Genomic DNA, 22,701 nt, shown 5'->3' on the forward strand with positions numbered 1-22,701 from the left:
TCGTGAGTTTTTGTTGTTATTGCAACGAAAAGTTCTGTGTTGTATGGGTAGGCGCTGTGTCGTGTTGCTGATGTTGGCGTTGCGTTTAGAAGGCCGAGAGGAAGTGTGATGCCGTCAGGTAACGGACATTTCAGGTCGTTAGGTCATTCGCATTTCAGGTTGGTCAGGTCGTTAGGTCATTCGCATTTCAGGTTGGTGAGGAGGGGGGAGTGTTGAAGGTGGTAATGATCGAAGTCTTGATCCCAGGAGAAGGAATCACTCTACTTAATTTGACATAATGTACATTATCGGAGAAAAACGCTGAACTGAGTTTGTGCTGGAAGGTGGCGAAACGGCGTCGTATGGCCATATGTCACTTGAAACAGTACGTGTGAGAGCCGAATCAATAATTACTGGTTGCCTAGAAATGCTCGGTGACTTCCATCGTCACCCAGACGACAAGCGAATCATCACTTAACGTAAAGTTGGTGACGCCAAAATCTTTCAGGACGCGTTCAAAGCGTGCTGAGCGCCAGAAAATTTCCTGGGCAGTACGCCATTCTTCGACAGACTTACGTCCTGTGCCTTCTCCAAGGACGTGACGAAGTTCGACGTCAGCTAAGCGGCACACTTCGACGTATGTAGCGCGAGTTAAGCAAATAGCGCGTTCAGCAGAATCGATAACCACTTCACGATCACCGGCTGCAGGAATCGGTAGATCGTGAACGATATATTCAATGAGAAGACTTGATGTGGTGGTTTTACGGCCATCATCAATAGCGGCAACTAGAGCGTCACGCTCTGGCCCAGGAAACTTATAGAGGCCAACAGGGAGGTCTTGAAGATGAGGGGGAAGTTCGTGGAGTTCTAGCACCAAGGACCACCTCAAAAGTTGACATAATATTTCTGACGCCGTGAGACTACCTTCTTATATGCACTCATTATTAGCATCATCATGATCTTAATACAAGCAGTTTACGCTGAAAATGCAGGTAAAAATCATCTAATGATTAGGAAATGCCCTCGTCACCAAAGGTTGTCCCTACCTCACGAGCGGCCTTAATCCACTCATGATCAGTTGGAACGTACTTAATCTGGCCAGCAACATTTTCCAGGGGAACTAATTCGGTGCCATGGCCCCTATCCCCTACCATCACGCCGAAGTGTCCATCAGCAATCGCCTGAGTGCCAGCAACGCCTAAACGGGTACCCAAAAGGCGGTCAGCGGCGCACGGTGTACCACCACGTTGGACGTAACCAAGAATTGAGACGCGAGCCTCCAAGCCGGTAGCTTCTTCGAGTTGCTCAGCAAGGCGGAACGTGTTGGCACGATGTTTGGATTCTAAAGCGCGCACGCCACGCTTGGCTAAAGCCTTGGACTCAGGCGACGAAGCATCTTTAACTAGGGCCCGCGCATGGTCCATTTCCACCGTATCAGAGGCACTCAAGGCTCCTTCGGCAACTGCCACCACGGAGAACGTTAAACCGTGGGAATGGCGACGCATGATGCGTTCAGCAATGGCATCGACGTGGTAGGGAATCTCGGGAAGCAAGATGACATCGGCTCCCCCAGCGATACCAGCACCCAAGGCTAACCATCCGGCGCGATGACCCATAATTTCGGTCAAAATGATGCGATGGTGAGAGTGGGCTGTGGAATGTAAACGATCAACAGCCTCGGTAGCGATTTCCAACGCAGTAGCAAAGCCAAATGAGGTATCGGTATGGACAATGTCATTGTCAATGGTTTTAGGTAGATGGATGACATTGAGGCCAGCATCTTTAAGACGCTTAGCATTCTTTGCTGTGCCACCGCCTCCCAGACATACCAAGGCATCAAGTTTATTTTTGCCGTAGTTCTCGACAATTGTTGGAATCATGTCTGTAGGCTCACCGTCGACGATCATGCGATGAACCTTGTCACGACTAGTGCCCAAGATAGTGCCACCCGTGGTGAGAATCCCAGACAGCGACTTGGCATCCAAGGAGATCGTGCGGTTCTCAGCCAAACCACGCATACCGTCACGGAAACCGATCAGTTCCCAACCGCGTTCAGCGATGGCTGATTTTCCAAAGCCACGAATTGCAGCGTTGAGGCCCGGGGCGTCGCCACCGGCGGTCAGAATTCCGATACGTTTTTTAGCCATGAGGCTAAGTATCCACTACTTCATGTAATGCGGCTATAATAAAAGACTGGATAAGACCAAAGGCGTGCATAACACGTCGCGATAAGAAAGGCGTTGCCCATATGGCAGACCGCGCATTACGAGGCATGACCATCGGAGCCAAATCGATGGAGACCGAGGACGGCGTGGAGTTCGCTGAACGCATGACCATCACCTACGAATGCCCCCTGGCTCACGTCACCAGCGTGCCCATGGCCAAGGAAGCAGACGTTCCCCCAACATGGGAATGCCCTGAATGCGGCGGCATGGCAGTACGAGTGGGTGAGGATGAAGAACCCGAGTCTGATGAGCCCAAGAAGGCCCCTCGTACTCACTGGGACATGCTTCTTGAACGCCGCAGTATCGAAGAGTTGCAGGTTCTCCTCGATGAGCGTCTTGAACTATTGCGTAGTGGTGAGGTTTACCGCCAACAGCACTAATCTTCCCAGCAACCTTGAGTTGTTTCATGTGTGGGGCGGCACCGCAATGCGGTGCCGCCCCACACATGGTGTTATAGCGTAAAGGCTGAGACCTGTAATCGCTGAGACTGCCATCTCCGATGAGTGAACAAAAAGTGCCAGCGTTTCACAGATACCATCAGACTGATTTAGCGAGCACGACGATCTTTCAACTTCCCGTTGATCGTCGACACGACAGACTTGGAAAGATCCTTTAGTTGTGTAGCGCGATGAGCCAGTCCCCACCGTGTAACCAATTGAAGTTCCTCGGTGAAAATATCACCGGACAACTTTGACTCTCCTGCCTCGCGCTCAAGGAACGTAATTGGCATTTCAACGATTGTTCCGCCACGTTCGTGGACGATTTTGGTCATATTGACCTGGAAGCCGTAGCCAGTTGCTTCTATATCTTCAGGGTGAATTCCACAAAGAATGTTTGCGCGGTAGACACGTAATCCCGCGGTGGCATCAAGTACACCGAGGCCAAGAAGCGCATTGATATAAGCGTTTCCTGCCCGAGAAAGAAAAACACGCTTAGCATCCCAACCGTGTGTAGTACCGCCGGAGACCCAACGAGAACCAATGACCAAATCAGGATGATCAGGCATTTCTGCGCGTTGGATAAGTAAGGCAACATCCTGGGGACGATGCGATCCGTCAGCGTCCATTTCCACAATGAGTTCGTAACCGTGATCAAGTGCCCAAGTAAAACCTGCGAGATATGCGGGGCCTAGCCCATTCTTTTCTTCACGGTGAAGAACGTGGATGTGTGAGTCATCCTCAGCACGGCGGTCGGCAACAATGCCGGTGCCATCGGGTGAGTTATCGTCTACAACAAGAATATCCGATGAAGGTGCGTGGGCACGTACCCGGTTAAGCACAGTATCGATATTGTCGATTTCGTTGTACGTGGGAACTACGACGATCGATTTCACGCGCAGGGTCTCCTTATGTGGTGACGGCATGAGGACACCGTGCTCACCAGTGGTCATGATTAATGCCTAATCCTAATCATAGAAGTCACCAGAATTAGGGCTCCAAAGGTGGCGACGACCCATTCAGGCCAATTTCCTAGTTGATCAGCAAGGGTAATGCTTGTGCGCAACGGGATAGTGCCAATGACAAAATCCGCTGTGTAGGGCTGTGTATCTTGGGTAACTACTCCGGAAGGCGTAATAAGTGCCGTGATACCGACAGTTGACACTTGAGCAACAGCACGGGAATGAATAACCGCTTGGATCCGTCCCATCGCTAACTGTTGAGATGCCTCAGATGAGTACAAGAACGAGGCATTATTCGTCGGAACGATCAGGAACTCTCCCCCATCATTGACACCTCGGCGAAGAATACTGTCATAGGCCACCTCAAAACAGATCCCTACAGCGGCAGTCACGTCATCACCGCGATGAGCGGCTGGGAACGTCAAGGTCGCAGGTCCATCGCCGGCTGACATATCCACGCCAATGCGTTCTACGTCAGGGACAAAGCGTTGGAGGAAGGAACGATAGGGAACATACTCGCCGAAAGGCACCGGGTGATGTTTTCGGTAGAAAGGAGCGTTAACGGAAGTGGTGAGGGTAGTTCCTGGCTCCCATACAACGAGATCGTTATAACGCGTGTCATTGTCATAAAGGACGGAACCAACCAGTACGGGAACGTCTGCTTGATCAGCGACTGAGGTGACCATTTGGGCAATGTCAGCGTGGCGGCGCGGGTCAAGATCGGCAGCGTTCTCCGGCCAAATTACTACATCGAGATCATTCGCATCAGGAGAAGCGAGCATGGCGCTTGAGGCATTGACATGGTTAGTGGTTACTTCACGTGCACGAGCGAATGCTGCTTCGGTATCTGTGGCAACATTGCCTTGAACAAGTGCCACTTTGATGGTGCCGTTTTGGGGTCGGCTATCAATGGGAATCATCAGTGGTGCAAATGCCACAGTAGCTCCCAGGATAATGCAGAATGCGGCACTGGGAATGTGCCAATGCTTGAGACGAATTAGTGCCAGACCAAGAAGCGTGGCTATGAATGTTGCCACTAAACTAAGAAGTACTGAACCGCCGAGAGAAGCGACGCGAACCATTGGTGCATCAGGCAGAGCAAAAGCGACGCGCGCCCACGGCATTCCCCCAAGTGGCCATAGGGAGCGAACTACTTCGGCACTAGTGAAAATGAGGGAAGCGATGAGCGCCTGTCTTACTGACGAGCGCTCAGAGAACGCCCGTGAGGCAAGGCTCCACACTCCCCCAGCCACACTGACATACAGTGCTTGAACGATGCTTAGAGCAATCCAGCCAATGGGGCTACCCATTGAAGTCGCCGTAAAATGCAGAAGCGGTGCGAAGTAGCCAAGGCCAAAAACAAAACCGTTGCCTAACCCTCGCCAGACAGATCGGCGATATCCCACGATGGTCCAGATGGCTAGGCCGATGAGAACCCACCACCATCGCCCGACAAGATCAGTATGTTCAAGAAGCGGGCGAGTAAACCAATCGACGCTCCATTGGGGTGGCGGTGTGGGGCTAAGAAGTGCTGGTGCGGGGAAAGCCGCAGCAGTGATGAGGCCACCAACCAATGCGACAGGGAGATCTGCTCGCGATGAGATCATAGTGGCAGGCTTTTTCACGCGCACAGCCTAACCTAACTGGCTGGGAGAGTGTTGTAGCACTCCGAATACGTTATGAGGTGACAAACCAGTAAAAGTGAATTCACCCCTCAGACAGAGGAATATGCCACCACTCCGCGACTCATCTGATTAATTGCACGCTCCGCCCGAGCACCAATAGTTGACAACGTCGTATCGTCATTGCTCCGTAGATCTGCTAACTGACGCAGCACATCTAGCACCATTTTGCTCCACCGCACAAAATCGCCAGGTGTCATTTCACTGAGATTGAGCACATCGCTCATGTCAGCGCCCTGTGCCCACAAACTCATTGCGGGGCTTAGCGAGGGCTCGTCAAGGCCTGAGTGCTCAAGTCGCGCTAGAGACTCTTGATCGCGAATAGTGACCGCTACGCGGTGAATTCGTGCTAGTGCTTGTCCAAGGGCACTATTGCGAGCTTTCAGCGGTGCATGTGCTGCGCCGGCGCGTGGTTCATAAACACAGGAGCACACAGCAGCGGCTAGGTCAGCAGGCATAAGGTCATCAAAGACTCCTTGCCTAATTGAGTGGGCGATTAGGAGATCACGCTCTGCATAAATACGGGCCAGCATGCGTCCAGCATCGGTGACAGTGACATGGTCACGGTTGTGAGCACTGTCGGTGTAGTCAATATAGCCAAGGTGCTGGAGCACATCACAGACTGCATCGAATGTTCGCGCCACGTTACCGGTACGCGAATCAATACGTGCGTAGAGGCGTTCACGTTCAGCGTTTTTCTTTGCCCACGACCGTCCCTGTCGTGCGTGTTCTTCACGATCAGGACAGCCATGGCAGGGGTGTTGAGCTAATTCATTGCGCCAGGTAGCAATGTTGTGACGCAATTGTTCTACCTCGGAGGCGAGACGATCATCGGATGCGTCTGTGCGGCGTCGTGTGCGCTGACGCCGTGCGGTATCTTCTAGTGTTCCGTCACGAAGGTGGCGGCGCAGTTTACGGACTAGGTCCTCACGTACGCGGTGCGATCCGAGATTTGCACGTGTGGTGCCAGCTAGATGTCCGACGAGGTTTACTCCCCCAGGTGCCTGCTCAGGTGCCAATTGAATAACACGAGCATCCTCGGTGAGCAGTTCTGGTATTGCAATGCCTTGTCGGTCATGGAGAATCCGAAGGACCACGCCATGGCGTAGCCTTCGTCCAGATGGGAAAATCACCACGTCACCACTACGCAGTGCCTCCATAGAACGGCTATTGGCCTGACGTTTTTCCCGTGAGCGCGTGTGAGCTAAAGATTTTTCTGCTTCAGAGATTTTGGTACGTAGGTACTGATATTCACGGAAATCGCCTAGGTGGCACTGCATGGAGTCTTCCATGGAATCCATTTGGGATCGTAGTCGGCGGGTTGCGGCAGCAAGTTCGACCACAGAACGGTCGGCCTGGAATTGAGCGAACGAGGACTCGAGAATTTCCCTGGCTTGACTACGTGTGGTGTGAGACAGAAGGTTCACAGCCATGTTGTATGTGGGGCGGAATGCGCTGCGTAGCGGGTAAGTGCGCTTGGAGGCGAGTTGGGAGACTGAGTAGGCGTCAATATCTCCCTGTGCTAGAACGACGGCGTGGCCTTGCGTATCAATGCCACGTCGCCCTGCGCGACCGGTTAATTGGGTGTACTCCCCTGGGGTCAGATCCACGTGGCCCTGACCATTCCACTTGCTTAACGTTTCTAGTACTACGGTACGGGCGGGCATATTAATGCCGAGGGCTAAGGTTTCTGTGGCGTAGACGAGTTTGACCAAGCCGGCACTGAAGAGTTCCTCAACCGTTTCTTTGAACACGGGTAGCAAACCCGCATGGTGGGCCGCCACTCCCCTCTCTAATGCCGCAACCCAGGAATGGTAGCCCAGCATCTGAAGATCTTCGGCCGGAACCGTAGCAGTGCGCTGTTCAACAATATTACGGATCTGAGCTGCTTCTTCTTGCGTAGTGAGATCGACTCCGGAGGCGAGGGCAGCAGCAAGAGCATTTTCGCATCCCGCGCGGGAGAAGATAAAGACGATTGCAGGCAACATATTGTGCCGCGCTAGGGTATCGATGACGGCAATACGCGAGGGGGGTTTGATCCGGGCTGCAGGACTGTGCCGCGGCATTCCGCGGCGAGTTGAATTGGCTTTTTTTCGTGCCTTTTCAGCCTGTGCCTGAGATTTGGCGTGTTTGAGTGCGCGATTGAGCGACGAGTTAATGTTCGTGGTGCCCTCATCGTAGAGCGAATAGAGTTTTTTACCCACCATCATGTGTTGGGTGAGAGGCACTGGGCGATGTTCAGAGACGATGACCTTGGTACTGCCCCGCACTTCGGATAGCCACTGACCGAATTCTTCGGCGTTAGAGACGGTGGCGCTAAGGGCGACCACTTGCACATCGGCGGCAAGGTGAATGATGACTTCTTCCCATACTGGGCCGCGGAATCGATCGGCGAGGTAATGCACTTCGTCCATCACTACGAAGCCAAGATTATCCAGGTTCGACGAACCCGAATAGAGCATGTTACGCAGCACCTCGGTGGTCATAACCACGATAGGGGCATGAGAGTTAATCGAGGAATCGCCGGTTAATAGTCCGACGTTCTCAGAACCGTAACTCTTGCAGAATTCGGTGTACTTCTGGTTACTTAGCGCTTTGATGGGCGTGGTGTAAAAAGCTTTTTTACCTAATTGGAGGGCAAGGTAGGCGGCGAATTCACCAACGATGGTCTTGCCCGCACCGGTAGGAGCAGCAACGAGAACACTGTGCCCGTCTTGAACTGCTTGGCATCCTTCTTCTTGGAAATCATCGAAAAGGAAATCGCAGCGGTGGGCAAATTGTGCGAGGTGAGAAGAATGATAAACCGCTCGCTTTTTTGCCATGGCGTATCGCTCAGCAGGAGTGGGCATGTCTTCAGTTTACGTTGCCGGAATCTTTCCGTGGAGTTATGACTCGTACGCCCTGAGGGCAACTGCGAATCAAGAGGGGTAAGTCAGCCAATGCTTCACCATCTGAGTATGGCAGTGGAGGGTGTGCCCATGGGCGCGCAACGTCCGGTCCTGGTGCGTATTCAATTAGCACTTGGCGTGTACGTTCACAATGCACAGCCGGGTGGTTTATATGACCGCCCTTGAAAAGTTGTGGGAAAACACGCAGCGCTTCGAGAGGTGGGACTGGGTCGATGCGAATAAGGTCGAGGTAGCCATCTGTGGGATCGGCGTGAGGGACTATATCCATGCCGCCTCCGAAATAGCGGGTATTGGCGGCGCTGACCACGATTGCTTTACCTGTGAAGGTGGAGTGGTCGGTAGTGATGGTATATCCGTAGGAATGAATCTGTGGTAGTTCTTCCATCACGGCCCGAACGTATCGTCCTGATTGACGAGGCCAGCGCATGGCGTTTGCACGGGCGTTAATTGACGCATCAATACCGGCGCTGACGATGGCCATCGAGAACTGATGGCCTAGGTCGAGAGGAGTTCCATCTGGCCGAGTGGTTTCAATAACGTCACTGGTGGCGATGTAGTCATCAGGGTAACGAAGCGCGGTGGCGATGAGGTCAACGGCTTGATTGACGGAGGTGGGTATTGCGAAATGGCGGGATACATCATTACCGGTACCAAGAGGAATGATGCCAAGTGGAACATTCGTTCCTGCTACAGAATCGACGCCGAGGTGCACCATGCCATCGCCACCAACAGTCACGAGAGCAGAAACTCCCTGACGCGCTAGGGCGTGCGCAGCGCGATGTGTGCTCTCATAGGAGTCCGCGGTGGCGTCAATGACAGTGAGATGGTTGTCTCTGAGACGTTGCACGATCTTCTTGATATGAGAGCGTGCACGCCCATGACCAGAGGTTGGATTAGTTACTAATCCGACAGTCACCATGACGGTAAGAACTTACTAGGCTGAAGGGCTGGTAGATTCGTCGGAATCGTCACTGTTCGTTGCGTCAGTGTTGGAACCAACGGACTCATCATCGCCAGAGTCACCAGAGTCCGTCTTTTCCGTACTGTTCATCTCGGTTGCTTCAGAAGTGTCAGATTTATCCACAGTAGCGTTGTTATCGGATTCGCTGCCAGGAGTTTCTTCTGCCTTAGGTGCAGCCTCTAAGTCGCGAGTAGCCTCAGGAGAAGTTTCTTTAACCTCAGGAGTTGATTGACCCGTGGGGAGTGCTGCAGGTTCAATTACAGCCTCAACAGCAGGGACAGGCGAAGTGCCGAGGAGTTCAGCCTCGCGAGCTTCGCGCTGTGCACGTTCCTTAGCTTCAGCTTCAGCTAAAGCAGCATTCAACTCAGCTTCCTCTTTGGCACGCTTCTTGGCAACGCGTTTGTCGTTGTAGATAGCAATACCGCAGGCGCCAAAGTACAGGCCACAGACCGGTAAGGAGGTGAGAATCATCGGTAGAGGATCCGGCAACGGGTTCGCGATGGCCATGAACACGAAGATCACGACAACTGCGTAACGCCACCCCTTGAGCATGGTCTTGCCTTTAACCAGGCCGAGGAAGTTTAAGCCCACCATAAATTCAGGGAAGAGGAAAGCTACACCGAAGGCGATCATCAAACGGATGATGAAGGTGAGGTACTGATCTGCGTGGAGGAAGAAACTCGCCATGTGTTTGGGGGCGAACTGGGCGAAAATTTCCACGGCATGGGGCATGATCCACCAAGCCATCCATGCGCCAGCGAGGAAGAGAATGAGACCGGCTCCGCCGAATCCCCATGCGTACTTCTTTTCCTTCTTGGTCAGGCCGGGAGCAAGATATGCCCATATGTGGTACATCCAGAACGGGCTGGTCATTACCACGCCCATCCAGAAAGAGATACGGAACTTCATGTCGAAGGCCGCGGTGATAGTGGGGAAGTTAAAGGTTGCTTCGCGCCCGTCCTCCATCAGTTTGGCGATGGGGCGGAACAAAAGATCAAAGAACCAGTCGTAGAAAAACCAACCGACGATTGTGCCAACGACAAGACCGATGGCGACGAGGATGGCGCGGTCGCGCAATTCCCTGAGGTGATCGCCGATAGGCATGCGTGCTTCAGGGTTCTCCTTGCGGTTGACTTTGGAGACCTTGAGACGTGGCGCCATGGGTGGCTACCTTTCCATTGACCGGTGGTGGCAAGACTGCCGATGGAGAAATGGTGTGAACATGCGCGTGCGGGCGCACCAAAAATACTAGTGGCGCGCCCGCACAAGCACATCACTACTTACTGCGAGGGGGCAGATCCATCCTGATTGGGGAACTGCTGCTGCGGCTGGGCAGAGGGAGCCGCCTGGCCAGGCTGCGTGGGCTGGGTGTAGTAGGTACCCTGCTGCGGCGGGATCTGTGCCTGCGGGGCGGAGGTTGAGGGTTCATCATCGCGAAGTTCCTTGACCTCCTTCTTGAATACCTTCATCGACTTGCCGACGCTACCGGCGATTTCGGGCAGCTTGTTTGCACCGAAGAGGAGGATGAGGAGGACGAGGATAACAATCCAGTGCCAAGGGCGCATGGCTCCCATATCTGGAACCTGCCTTCCTGTTGGAGACCAGTAACTAACGAGCCTATCCTACCTACAACTCAAGGTCATCGTTAACCAGCAATAGTTCAACGGGGCGCGTGTTGCGCTTTATGACTTACTTTTTATTGCTGTTTCAATGCTTTCTAATTGCTCGTACGCCCTGAGCGCACGCTGTGCTTCTTCGCGTGTTTTCGCCATAATCTCAGGAGAATCAACTTGATAAATACTGGGAGCCAATGCGAGAAGAAGGCGGATAAGCCACCGTTCGTTGCGCCCCTCAATGGTCATCATGATGGAACCGTCAGCATTGTTCTCACTTACGCAAGGAAGACGGTCCACAAGCCACTGGGCTGAAGATGATACATGAACCTTTATCGTTCGTGCGTCAGTGTTACTAAAAGAAAAATTTTGAGACTGATGTACTTTTTCGTTGTGGCTAATGGTTTTTCGCGGTACGAAGACACGATCAAGGAGTTCTGCGCAGACAATACGGTCAAGGCGGAGATGACGGAGGTCTTTAGCTAGGTGGCAGTAGCAGCATACGTAGCCTGATGTACCGTCACTGAGAATCTCCAATGGCTCAATGACACGTTCAGAACGCTGGTCAGTGGCATCAACATAGGTCAGGCTCACGCAGCGGTGGTTGGCAATCGCCTGGCTCATCAAATCTACTGTCGCATCTACGCGTGATAACGAGACGTCAGGTGATGAGGCGACAGCAGGATCAGCACTGAAAGACGAGGCATGACTATCTTCTTCGTGGTGACTGTTGGTGCTGTGTGTGAGGCTATTTGTCAGCAGTGATTGAACAATGTCAATGATTTCTTGGCATTGGCCTACGGTTTGCATATCGTGGGCAAAAGCTTGCTGAGTGATGCGCGCACTGAGAAGGAGTGACTGTGCCTCACGGATGGAAAGGCGAACCGGGACATCAAGGCCCTGTGACTCAACGAGCATGAGTTTGCCTTCGTCATAGGCAAAGCCATCAAAATCCACTAGGTCATTGTGGTAGCCGCCGGGAGTTCCAGTCATCCAGAGCCGTTCAATATCGCGGCGTAATTCCGGCACGGTGATTCCGAAATGTTCAGCGGTTTCTTTTAACGTAATGCCGGGATTCTGACAGACCCATACTGGGAGGGCAAGGAGGCGGGTTACACGGTCAGCAGTAAGTGGACGGGGCATGTCAGCATTCCTCCTTGACCAAGTGAGTTAGTGCTTCGGTGACGCCGTCTCGTACAGAGCGCGGTGAGATGACAAGAAGATCGTCACCATATTGAGTGAGGTCGCTAACCAATTCTGGCGTGTAGGTAGTTGCCGCCGGAACAAGAAGAAGATCCCACTGTGAGTCGAGGCTGAGGTGAATCTGCTGAAGATCCGCTGCACTCCACTCCCCCGCGGTGGACTGAGATAATGGGGCATAGCAACGTTGAGTAGAAACTCCATGATGAGAACAGTTAGTTTTCTCAGACTTATCATCGGATAACAAGGAATCGACATGCTCTTGGCATGAACGATGGGAAACTGTGTGAGTGGCCAAAGCGCGTAATTGCCCACAGGTATCAACACGTGCGGCCAGAACGAGAGGTAATTCGTCAAGGTTATGCGTTGAGGTCGGATCCCATGAAGGAAAGCCCTTGTCGATGACTTCTGAGGGTTTTCCTGTGACTGTTAATGGTGAGGTGACGCGGTTCAGTTTGAATGTTCGTGGGGCATTACGGCCTAGGTCAAACGCTTGTAGATACCAGGCTCCATGGCGAAGGGTCACGTTAATTGGTGCAACCCGACGCTGAGATGCTTCTCGTCCTGGTGGTGCATAGGTGAATTGAAGGAAACGGCCGTCAGTGCCTGCTTCAATAATTTCCTGCGGTAGTGGCTCAGAAATACCGTGGATGCCTAAAAATGGTTGCGATTTATGTCGTTGACTGAGCGCCCTCAACTTCGTAATTGCCCGATGTGCTTCTCCGGAAAATGTTCCTGTTTGAACGATACGTGCCAAAGCATCAAGAAAAGACTGTTGAGTGGCACTTAGGTGTAACGCAGGGAGCTGATAGTCGTCATTATCAATGAAATACACCGTGTCCGGGCTACTGGACATACCCGAGGCGCTACGTGTCGAAATCGGGATTCCTAGTGACTGTAACAATGCCTTATCCCGTTCGAACATTCGCTCAGCGTTGGATGACTCATCTCCGTAGCCGGCAACGCTGGTGAGAATGTCATGCTTACTCATCCCGGCTCGCGTATGGCGCAGAGCGAGGATGAGATTAATCTGCCGTTCTTCGGTACTAACAGCACTCGTATTCACGGCACCAGACTAATTGGCACGGTACGGTTACACCATGATGTGGCGAGACGGCGTGGTGAGTGAAGTCCTCAAACGATGGGGAGACAAAGGCAAAGGCTGCCAAATTCTGTCTGTCACTATCACCCAGGCCCCAGATAACGCAGTGGCTTTCCTGCCCGGCACTCAGGTCCAAGCACTCTCCTACGAGCACCTCATCGGCCCTGTGACTGAAGGAGATGCGGTGCGCATTGAGGTTTCTGCGCTTGATCGTTCCCTGGGGACCGGTGGTCAAGCCATGGTGAGTGCTTTGCTTACCAGGCTTCCCCTTGATGATAGTGATGAGGGCCGAATGGTGAAATGTCGTTATATGCCCACTCAGGTCACCACGATTGGCGAAGATGAGCGTGACGATGATTTTCGACAGTTGATGGCCTCTGGACGCGCTTTGCGGACGGTACCCGTTATTGCTGCAGATCTCCACTCGGCCCTTCCTGCCATCATTACGGGCATGCGCGCCCCACTACCCCATGAACAGCAAGACGACGTACCTTTACCTCGAGTTGCTTACATCATGACGGATGGTGGAGCCCTTCCCGCCGCCTATTCACAAACGGCGCAACGCCTACGTGACGAGGGATGGATTGACGATATTATTACCACTGGTCAGGCTTGGGGAGGAACCCTGGAAACCGTGACCGTTCACAACGCGATTCTTGCTGCTGTCGATCGCGGTGCGGACATGATTGTGGTGTGCCAGGGGCCAGGAAATCTTGGTACTGAAACACCCTGGGGTTATTCGGGGGTCGCGGTTTCTCACGATCTGCAAGCCGCAGCATTGGTAGGAACCACCCCGATGATGTGCGCACGCGCTTCGCAAGCAGATGCTCGTGAACGTCACCAAGGCTTATCCCATCACACTGCACGCATCATTACAGATCTCTTGACAGTCGATTGCCCAATGCCTTTGCCTAAGCGCCGTGACGATTCTGATCCTTTTACTCACCTACTGTGGGAAAAAGCAGAACGTGCCTGCGCCACAAGTCGAGCACGTGGACACGTGAGCCTAGAACCAGTGCCCTGTGATGGCCTTGATAGGGCCTTACGCCAGTGTCCAGTGACGTTACGCACGATGGGGCGAGGCTTGGATGCTGATTATTTGTCCTTCCTAACAGCAGCATGCGCTGGCCGTTATGCACGAAACCAGTGGTTAGCGTGAGGTGACCAGCGCATAAAACTGCAGGACTTGGCGGGCGAAACCTCTTAATTTAGGTCGACAGGTTTACTGATTTGTTCAACCGTTACGCCCTGCTCCCCAAGCAGTTCATGGGAAGCGAGGAAATCGAGCATGTGGCCTACATGCTCAGAATTGACCGATCCGATGACAGAATCGGATGAGGGGCGAATAAGATGGGCTGTGGCAATGGCAACCTGTTGAGCCACTGCGGCCTGTTCGGCGTCGGCTAAGTCAGGAACGTAAGAGACGCACGCTTGCACAGCACCGGCAGGATCATCAACGAAAGAATCCATGCCAAGTGCAGAAGCCTTGACCACATGCTGAAGATCTTCGGCTCTTTCGGTTAGAACCTTGGGCGTGGTGATGAGGCTGGCACCAATGAGTGGAACTTCAGGGGCAACGGTGAGGGTACGTACGGGGTGGTCGGCATGATTGAGCATAACGGCGTCATTGTTGACGAATCCCACGATGGCATCGACTTTGCCGCCAATGAGTGCGGCAGCTTGAGTCCAGCCGATTTCCTCAATGGTCAGGTCCTCAGGTGTCAAGCCTGCGGTTTGCAGAGCTAACGTTAGACCGTAGTAGTTCTCACCATAATGTCCGGGAATCCCAACGGTTTTTCCGCGGAGATCTGTTAAGGAATGGATGGGTGATTCTTCATCGACGATGATTACTACCGGATAGGTCTGGTAGTAGCCGCCCACGATGACAAGGTCAGCACCGTTGGAGCGGGCCACCGTTGCTTCATCGGCTCCGGCAACGACTAGATCTTCCGTGCCTGCGATGAGTGCGTCAAAGAGCCCTTCTTGTGCACCGTGGTGGCGCAGTTCTGCTTGGCCGCTGGGCATTTGGTAGTACCCCTTGTGAGCAGCCAGATAGAAGGGGGCGAACTGAATATTCGGTGTGTAGGTCAAGCCGATGGTGAAAGGCTTAAGTGCTGCTGTTGACTGTGTGGCGCTGGACTGCGCTGCTGCTTTCTGAGCGGCTGTACCAGAGGAACATGCTGACATCGTGATGAGAGCAGCGGCAGCGGTCGCACTATATCCCAATGAACGGAGAAGAGAGCGGCGCGAGAGGGAAGAATGAAGATTCATGAGAGTTCCTTGTGGTGGGAGTGGCGCCGTGATCGACGATGATGCGCGGCTTGGTAGGAGGGCGAAGGATAGGGCTGACTCTGATCAACAGGCATTACGTGGGGCGGGATCCTCTCATTGCGTTAACAGTTGCTGAACGCTTCTCCATCATGAGGAGGAGGCCGAAAATAGTAGTTGCCAAAATGGCTAGTAAGACGATCGTGGCAAAAAGACCGGTGGTATCTACCGAGTCGCGCTGGCTAGTAAGCACTTGTCCGAGCCCATGTCCGCCCATAATCATTTCACCCACAATGGCGCCAGTGATCGACAAAGTGAACCCGGTACGCAGACCTGCCAGGATCGCAGGCAAGGCCATTGGTATTTCCATGTGGATCAGCAGTGACCATCCATGAGCGCCGTCAAGACGTGCTGCGTCAAGGACATCCCTGTCAAGGCCTTCAAGACCTAGTAGGGCGGTGATGGTGATGGGGAAAAACACCATGAACGCACAGAGAACAACAACAGGAAGCGTGCCGTATCCAATCCATAGAACAAGCAGTGGGGCGATAGCAATGGCGGGAACTGCTTGAGCAGCGGCAATGTAGGGCATCAATGCGCGGGAGAGAAAATGGCTGTGGTGGAGTACCCAAGCCAACGGGAGTCCCACACTCCCAGCCAGTAGACATCCTAGGAGGGCTTCCTTGACTGTCACCCAAGTAAAACGTGCCAGAGGTGAGTGGAGCAGAAGTTTGGTTAGCCTGCGGACAACAGCATCGGGTGAGGGGAGAAAAATGCTTGGGACATGGCCACTATGAGAGACAAACCACCACACAGACAACACAACTAATCCAGTAACTAGTGCTGGTGGCATTGAGAGCCGACGCCGAGTGCGTGCCATAGTTCCTCACCTGCGTCCCTGGGCGCTCACCCAAAGGGGTACACCGGGGCCCACGTGAATGACGATCTGCGTCTCCACGCGTGCAGGCAACGCGACGCAAGACGTTCTATCCACGATGGTCATGGCGACCATGGTGCACAAACGTGAAGCCTCGTGTGGCTTGCCGTGCATCCTCCCATCCGGACTTTCACCGTCGGTGCCGGAATTTCACCGGCTCAACCGGCCACTTCAATAAGTGGACGCGGGTCGCAGACTGTCACTGCCGGTTCGGACTTACACCGACCCCGGAGCACGTATAGGGTCATCTTAGACTGCGTTGGCATGTCTTCTCCACTATCTGACAAGACTGTGGTGGACACATCATTGGGGATGGGGGGAAGATAACGATGTGGGGCTCACTACTTTGGATGAGCCCCACATCATCAATTCCTCGGTGTTCTCAACACCAAGGCAAGATATTAATGAGCGAGTTCGGCGATGGCTTTATCGAACTCTTGACTGACGCGTTCGTCGGGTTTACCGATAGAACTCACGCCCCAGGCCACAAGGGCGTTAGCGATGAATCCGGGAACAATTTCGTAAAGATCGAAGATACCGCCACTAATATGTCCCCAAATCATGACAACGACAGCACCGGTAACCATGCCGGCAACGGCTCCGGTGGCGGTTAGGCGACGCCAGTAGAGGGACAAGATGATTGTGGGGCCGAAGGAGGCGCCGAATCCAGCCCAGGCGAATGCGACCAGAACAAGAATCGTGGCGTTCTTCTCCCAGGCCATGGCGGCAGCAACCACCGCCACCAGCATGACGGCTGAGCGTGAGAGAATAACCATTTGGTTACTGGCCAAATCGTGGTGAAGCACTGCTTTGTAGAGATCTTCGACAAGAGCGGAGGCGGTGACTAATAGTTGGCTTGAAATCGTGCTCATGATGGCGGCGAGAATTGCTGCCAGCATGAAGCCTGCGATGAGGGGGTGGAAAAGTAACTGGCCCAAGGTGATGAAGACAGCCTCCCCGTCAGGTAGTTTGCCTTCTTCTCGGTGGTAGACAGCCACACCGACAATCGCGGTGAAGGCAGCGCCAACGACGGCAAAGATCATCCAGCCGATACCGATGCGGCGGCCCATTCGTGCTTCTTTTGCGGAGCGAATAGCCATGAAACGCACAATGATGTGGGGCTGACCGAAGTAGCCTAGGCCCCAGGCGATCGCTGAAATAATGCCGATGATGGATGTGGTAGGGCCAACCATTGCCCAGAAGTGGGGATCAACAGCGCTGACTTCGTTGACCATGTTGCCCCAGCCACCGAGGTAAAAAATACCTACGACGGGAACAGCGACTAGCGCCATGACCATCATTAAGCCTTGAATGAAGTCTGTGTAAGACACGGCCAGGAATCCGCCAACGAGGGTGTAGAGCACGGTAATGCCTGCTACTAGGACCATGCCAAGGTGGTAGTCCATGTTGAAAGAAGCTTCGAAGAATGTTCCACCAGCCACCATGCCAGAGGAGACATAGAAGGTGAAGAACACCATGATGATGATTCCGGAGGCCCAACGGAGCAGGTGATGGGAATCATGGAGACGGTTGTCAAGGAAACTAGGAATCGTGATGGAGTTGTTTGCAACTTCTGTGTAGGTGCGAAGACGTGGAGCAACGTATTTCCAGTTCAACCATGCACCGATGGTTAGGCCAATAGCGATCCATGATTCGACAAGGCCTGATGCATAGAGTGCTCCAGGTAAACCCATGAGAAGCCACCCAGACATATCGGAGGCTCCCGCTGAAAGTGCTGCAACTGCTGGGTTGAGGTCGCGACCACCGAGCATGTAATCATCCATGTCATTGGTGCGGCCGTAGGCCCATAGGCCAACGGCGATCATCAGAACAAAGTAGATGATCATTGCGATTGCTTGGTAAGTGGTATCCGCCATGAGAGAGCCTCACTCTTTATAGGACTTTCGACTCAGGGTAGGTGATGTGGGCCACTTTTACCACCCTTTTTGAGTATTTCTCACTATGCGAGACGAAAAAATCATCAGTGAGGAATTGTCGAATCGTAAGCGACCACAATAGCGCTTGCCCAGTTTCCATCATGTGACATCGAAACTAACCACGACACTTCTGAACACGAGATAGTGACTTGTCGAGAAATCTCCCCTGACAAACGAAGCGATGGTACGCCATGACGCGAGGAAACAATCTCGATCTCGCTCCACCGGACGGCGTCGGCATCAATAAGCGGAGGACCTCCGTAAGCCTGCGACCATGCCTTAATGAAGGCTTCTTTCGCGGCCCATCGTGCGGCCAGACGTTCACTGCGACCGGCACAATAGCGTCGCTCGGCCGGAGTAAATGCCTGACGGAGAAAGGTCGTTCCCGGTAAGTGAACTTGAACGTCAAACTCTTTTACGTCAACCAAATCAAGTCCTACGCCTCGTACTGTCCCTCTTCCCTCTGGCCACGCAGGAAGCACAGGAGGCGAAGGGGAATGAGACAACGCGGTGTGGCACTGTTCCGAACTGTCAGCGCCCGAGGCTGAACATGACATGAATAGTTCGTCGGCTATTGAGTTATCGAGCCCATTCATCCCAGGCCCCGTGGGCGAACAAAATCGCGACCATGAACATGCTGATCGAGGAATGCAAAGACTGTGGAGTACCACAACGCTGAGTTACCGGGTTTGAGAATCCAATGGTTCTCATCGGGGTAATACAAGAACTTATGTGGGAATTCGTCAGCGGGGCCATCCCAGTGGCGATGAAGTTCCATCCATAGACGAATACCCTCGCTGATGGGAACGCGGAAGTCACGGTTGCCATGGATAATCAACATCGGTGCACAGATGTCACGAACGAAGCAAGCAGGATTGAAACGTTCGACCTGGTCATCGTCAAGAATGCGATCCCAGAAATACGGGCTATCGGTGGTGGTACGGAATTGATCCAAATCCCATAACGAAGCGTGAGTAACGATGGCCTTAAAACGATGTGAGTCATGGCCAGCTAACCAGTTCGCCATATAGCCACCGTAGGAACCCCCCATGACAGCAACCTTGCGAGAGTCGCAGTCATCTCTTTCAAGGGTGGCATCAAGGAGACGAAGAATATCGGTCCGAGGCTTACCTCCGAAGTCACCCCAGCCACGTTCCATCATTCTCTGGCCATAACCCGTGGAGTAAGCAGGATCAGGCAGAAGCACAGCGTAACCACGCGCTGTAGCAGTCCAAGGGTTCCAACGCCAGGTCCATGAGTTCCATGAACCGAAGGGGCCACCATGAACCCATAATAAAAGCGGATAAGGCTGCGATTGCTCCTCTGGCAGGCAAAGCCAGGCGCGCAACGGAGTACCATCCTCGGCTTCTGTGAAGACCTCAGTGAGGCGACCTGGCACAGTGATGGAAGGAACGGGAGTGGCGATCTCATCAATGGTGACTAGAGCGTTTGCGTGGTCAACCTGATTTAAACGGACGGGCGTAGGGGCAGAATTGATCGAATCGCGAAGCGCATAGGCATGACCAGTGCGTTCATCGATCTGAAGGGAGGTGTAAAAGTAACGGTCATTAGTGAGTTCGATGACAGTTTTCGTATCCAGATCAATACGAACAATCTTGCCTGCACCTTCAAAGTCCATCGTGCAAATGATGCTGCGGCTATCGCCACTCCAGGCAGGGCCGGTGAGCCAATGCGTACAGGGTTCACCTGATGCCCAGGTCAGCGATAATTCCTCGCACTTCCCCGTTATGAGATCAATATGGTGCAATCGGGGGTTCATCACTGTGCGAGCACTGCAATGCTCAGTCACCCAGAAGATGGCGCGAGTACCATCAGGGCTAATTACCACATTGGTGGCATCAGCATTCTCATCCGACCACAGCAGAGTACTTGCGCCTGAGTCTACATCGATCATGCGCAACGTAATGCTGTGCATATAACTCGTGGTTGCTTCAAGGACGTTGGCGATCACACGGGTGCCATCAGGACTAACTGAGTATCCCTCAAGACGTTCGGAAGGCTTCAAGGCGGTCACACGGTGCATGGACCACCGGGCATGTTGCTGAGAAAGATCACAAGGGTCAGCGAAGAATAGTTGATTACGTGCTGTTGATAAATCCGTATCCCAGTTCCGTATCGGGTATCCCTCGTGGAGGATGCCCGTTGTAGCGGTTTTTTGTCGATAGTCCTGGAGCGACTCATCATCCGTGGCGCTCAGTGCGTAGGGACTTGACGCTGAAAGGAAAAAGACTCGACCACCGTGGCGAGCAGGCGTAATGGAGGAAAAACCCCCGACTCGTTCAGCGATAACGCGTGCCTCTCCCCCATTCTTGGGCAGCATGTAAAGGCGTGTCTTCTCAACATCTTGATATGGCGAAGACTCGTCAGACTCCTTAGATGAGTCGTGAAGAGGTAGCGGAGTAAGGCCATTAAGCGAGGAGGAGTCCTCATCGCGTTGAGAGGTAAAGAGTACGTCCCCGTTGGCAGTGAAACCAGCGAAGGCATCACCTTGTGCTCCGCGTGTCAGTTGCCGAGGTTGAGAGGATTCCTGGGAACAGGAGGGCAGTTCCCATAAACTCGTGAGATATGCCGAGCCTTTGTCATTAATTGTCTTGATTGAGGCGACTACTCTTCGGCCATCAGGACTGAGATTCAATGCGGCATGGCGTGCATGGCCAACGAATGATGACAGGTCGAGAAAGGCTTGTGCATGACTCATGGCACTATCCCATCACATGCTTAATGAAACTTTCACGGGTCTGGAGGACCTCTTTGGCACGGATATGAGAGTCCTTGAGGAAATCACCAATACGCGGACAAATCTTTGGAGGAATGCTTCATGTTGTAGTGGAAAGCGGAGGCAGCAATGATAAGCCCCCATCGCACTCAACCACGTGCCCCGTCATAGCAGGCATCGCACTGCTCATAAGCATCACACACATGCGGGCAACATCGGCGACGCTGGTCGAATCCCAACTTAACGGTGCCTGCTCACTAGAAGCCATAAATGACGAAAACGTAGGAATTGCGCTGGAGGCAGGAGTCGGAAGTGGGCCAGAACTGATCGCATTGACACGAACATTTCTATTTGCTTGCTCCACCGCCAGCGTGCGCACCATTGCTTCAAGAGCTGATTTCATTACTCCCATCCAGCCATAACCAGGCCAGACATGGGCAGTATCAAACACCAAGGTAACGACGCCGCAGGGCCACCTTGTGTTCACATCTTCATGGCCAGCACCGGATAGGGAACTTAGTGAGGAATCCTGAGAGTCGTTTAAAGAGCCGCCAGGTAAGAATGCGTCAAGGGCATGGATAAGGCGCGGAAGAGAAGCAACACTGATATCAAAGGAGCGGTGGACGGCGTCGATCTTCATCGATGATGAGGTGACGTTACTGAGCATATCGGCGCTGGCATAAGCCATAGAGTGAAGAAGGCCGTCGAGATGGTGAAAGCCCGCATCAGTAAGACGGGCGCTAAAGGTCGAGAGAGACTCTGGGGACGTGACGTCCAAATCAAGGAGAGGAAGATCTGTGCCATCAGGATTTGCCAGGCCACGTAAGGATACCGTTGCTAATGCCCGGGTGGTGGGATGCGTAGTGGCAATAACACGATGCCCCTGAGAAAGTGCTTCTTTTACTACATGGGTGGCAATGGAGGAAGGACGCAGCACGCCGGTGACAAGGAAGGTTAATGGTACTTCACTCATGAATACTCCTCATCGGCCTGAACTGCCACATTACGATGGAATGCCTTCACTGTACCGTGAATACGTGATACCAAGGCACTTGTCCATTACCCGGAGCACATTGACTCGATACTCTGGAACCATGACAACTCTCTATGACTTCACGGCAACCACATTGCAAGGCAAGGACGTATCCCTATCCGACTATCAGGGCAAGGTGGTCCTCGTGGTGAACACCGCCAGTAAATGCGGTTTAACTCCGCAGTATCAGGGGCTCGAAGCGTTGTATCAGAAGTACAACGAGCAGGGATTCGTTGTTTTAGGTTTTCCTTGCAATCAGTTTGCCGGTCAGGAGCCAGGGAATTCTGATGACATTAGCGAGTTTTGTCAACTCAATTACGGCGTCTCCTTCCCCATGTTCGCCAAAATTGACGTCAACGGCCCTCACTCCCATCCCCTATGGAAATGGCTGCGTTCCGAGCATGGAGGAATTCTTGGTGATGCCATTAAATGGAACTTCACGAAGTTCCTGCTCAACTCCAAGGGCGAGGTAGTCAATCGATACGCTCCCACCACCGAGCCGGAGAAACTCAGCGCTGATATCGAAGCATTGCTAAATACCTGAGTTGATTTTGTGCCCCTACGTACCGATACGGGATAGGCATGCTAGGGGAAGCATAATAGTTCTCAGTATAAAGATCTTCTCGACTTACGACTCTTATAGTGATCAGTTGAGGGCACAATCCCTAAGGAACTCTCTAAAGAAATTCCGAAACAAGGAACGGTCAGTTCATTTCATT

The 22,701-nt window shown here is 53.0% G+C and carries 19 protein-coding genes and 1 riboswitch; of the genes, 3 read left to right on the forward strand and 16 right to left on the reverse strand.

The annotated features are described in order from the left end of the window. Positions 1-400 precede the first annotated feature (400 nt). Positions 401-853 (reverse strand): ASCH domain-containing protein, encoded by a 453-nt coding sequence (locus A9753_RS04535; protein ID WP_067780952.1) that lies wholly within the window; start codon positions 851-853, stop codon positions 401-403. 136 nt (positions 854-989) lie between these two features. After that, the gene (locus A9753_RS04540; RefSeq protein WP_067780955.1) at positions 990-2,126 is read right to left on the reverse strand and encodes a 6-phosphofructokinase; all 1,137 of its coding nucleotides are present in this window, start codon (positions 2,124-2,126) and stop codon (positions 990-992) included. Positions 2,127-2,227: 101 nt separating this feature from the next. Here A9753_RS04540 and A9753_RS04545 point away from each other — a divergent pair, with 101 nt between their 5' ends. After that, the gene (locus A9753_RS04545) at positions 2,228-2,584 is read left to right on the forward strand and encodes an RNA polymerase-binding protein RbpA (RefSeq protein ID WP_067780958.1); all 357 of its coding nucleotides are present in this window, start codon (positions 2,228-2,230) and stop codon (positions 2,582-2,584) included. Positions 2,585-2,751: 167 nt separating this feature from the next. Here the strand turns inward: A9753_RS04545 and A9753_RS04550 are convergent, their stop codons facing one another. From A9753_RS04550 to A9753_RS04585, 8 genes are all read right to left on the reverse strand, one after another. Then, positions 2,752-3,537, reverse strand: a complete 786-nt coding sequence (locus A9753_RS04550) for a polyprenol monophosphomannose synthase (RefSeq protein ID WP_067781157.1) — start codon at positions 3,535-3,537, stop codon at positions 2,752-2,754. Positions 3,538-3,596: 59 nt separating this feature from the next. Continuing rightward, entirely contained in the window at positions 3,597-5,228 is a 1,632-nt protein-coding gene (gene lnt, locus A9753_RS04555) for an apolipoprotein N-acyltransferase (RefSeq protein WP_176702728.1), read from the reverse strand. A gap of 89 nt (positions 5,229-5,317) precedes the next feature. Continuing rightward, entirely contained in the window at positions 5,318-8,134 is a 2,817-nt protein-coding gene (locus A9753_RS04560; RefSeq protein WP_067780961.1) for a DEAD/DEAH box helicase, read from the reverse strand. A 4-nt stretch (positions 8,135-8,138) separates the two neighbouring features. Beyond that, positions 8,139-9,113 (reverse strand): diacylglycerol/lipid kinase family protein, encoded by a 975-nt coding sequence (locus tag A9753_RS04565; protein WP_083090307.1) that lies wholly within the window; start codon positions 9,111-9,113, stop codon positions 8,139-8,141. 15 nt (positions 9,114-9,128) lie between these two features. After that, positions 9,129-10,316: a twin-arginine translocase subunit TatC gene (gene tatC / locus A9753_RS04570; protein WP_067780964.1), complete on the reverse strand. Its 1,188-nt coding sequence runs from the start codon at positions 10,314-10,316 to the stop codon at positions 9,129-9,131. A 119-nt stretch (positions 10,317-10,435) separates the two neighbouring features. Beyond that, positions 10,436-10,729 carry a Sec-independent protein translocase subunit TatA gene (gene tatA, locus A9753_RS04575; RefSeq protein ID WP_067780968.1) on the reverse strand — a complete coding sequence of 98 codons (294 nt, stop codon included), beginning with the start codon at positions 10,727-10,729 and terminating at the stop codon, positions 10,436-10,438. Between the two features lie 108 nt (positions 10,730-10,837). Next, positions 10,838-11,911 (reverse strand): helix-turn-helix transcriptional regulator, encoded by a 1,074-nt coding sequence (locus A9753_RS04580; RefSeq protein ID WP_067780972.1) that lies wholly within the window; start codon positions 11,909-11,911, stop codon positions 10,838-10,840. 1 nt (position 11,912) lies between these two features. Next, positions 11,913-13,034 carry a helix-turn-helix transcriptional regulator gene (locus A9753_RS04585; RefSeq protein ID WP_067780975.1) on the reverse strand — a complete coding sequence of 374 codons (1,122 nt, stop codon included), beginning with the start codon at positions 13,032-13,034 and terminating at the stop codon, positions 11,913-11,915. Positions 13,035-13,068: 34 nt separating this feature from the next. On the opposite strand from A9753_RS04585, the gene A9753_RS04590 reads away from it, so the two are divergent. Then, entirely contained in the window at positions 13,069-14,229 is a 1,161-nt protein-coding gene (locus A9753_RS04590) for a DUF3866 family protein (protein ID WP_067780978.1), read from the forward strand. A 44-nt stretch (positions 14,230-14,273) separates the two neighbouring features. Here A9753_RS04590 and A9753_RS04595 read toward each other — a convergent pair whose 3' ends face one another. The 6 genes from A9753_RS04595 to A9753_RS04620 form a co-directional block, all read right to left on the reverse strand. Beyond that, the gene (locus A9753_RS04595; RefSeq protein WP_067780981.1) at positions 14,274-15,341 is read right to left on the reverse strand and encodes an ABC transporter substrate-binding protein; all 1,068 of its coding nucleotides are present in this window, start codon (positions 15,339-15,341) and stop codon (positions 14,274-14,276) included. Between the two features lie 94 nt (positions 15,342-15,435). Next, positions 15,436-16,218 (reverse strand): ABC transporter permease, encoded by a 783-nt coding sequence (locus tag A9753_RS04600; protein WP_067780983.1) that lies wholly within the window; start codon positions 16,216-16,218, stop codon positions 15,436-15,438. Between the two features lie 162 nt (positions 16,219-16,380). Next, a riboswitch (FMN riboswitch) is annotated at positions 16,381-16,514 on the reverse strand. A gap of 162 nt (positions 16,515-16,676) precedes the next feature. After that, positions 16,677-18,152, reverse strand: coding sequence for a sodium/proline symporter PutP (gene putP / locus A9753_RS04605; protein WP_067780986.1), 1,476 nt, complete (start codon positions 18,150-18,152; stop codon positions 16,677-16,679). A 104-nt stretch (positions 18,153-18,256) separates the two neighbouring features. Continuing rightward, positions 18,257-18,769, reverse strand: a complete 513-nt coding sequence (locus A9753_RS04610; protein WP_083090308.1) for a holo-ACP synthase — start codon at positions 18,767-18,769, stop codon at positions 18,257-18,259. Between the two features lie 35 nt (positions 18,770-18,804). Further along, a complete protein-coding gene (locus tag A9753_RS04615; protein WP_067780990.1) occupies positions 18,805-20,931 on the reverse strand; it encodes a S9 family peptidase in 2,127 nt (708 codons plus the stop codon). 118 nt (positions 20,932-21,049) lie between these two features. Next, positions 21,050-21,922, reverse strand: coding sequence for an enoyl-ACP reductase FabI (locus A9753_RS04620; protein ID WP_067780993.1), 873 nt, complete (start codon positions 21,920-21,922; stop codon positions 21,050-21,052). A 121-nt stretch (positions 21,923-22,043) separates the two neighbouring features. On the opposite strand from A9753_RS04620, the gene A9753_RS04625 reads away from it, so the two are divergent. After that, entirely contained in the window at positions 22,044-22,526 is a 483-nt protein-coding gene (locus A9753_RS04625; RefSeq protein WP_067780996.1) for a glutathione peroxidase, read from the forward strand. Positions 22,527-22,701 lie beyond the last annotated feature (175 nt).

Origin of the sequence: Actinomyces vulturis (genome assembly GCF_001687305.1) — a bacterium.
Taxonomy (GTDB): domain Bacteria; phylum Actinomycetota; class Actinomycetes; order Actinomycetales; family Actinomycetaceae; genus Actinomyces; species Actinomyces vulturis.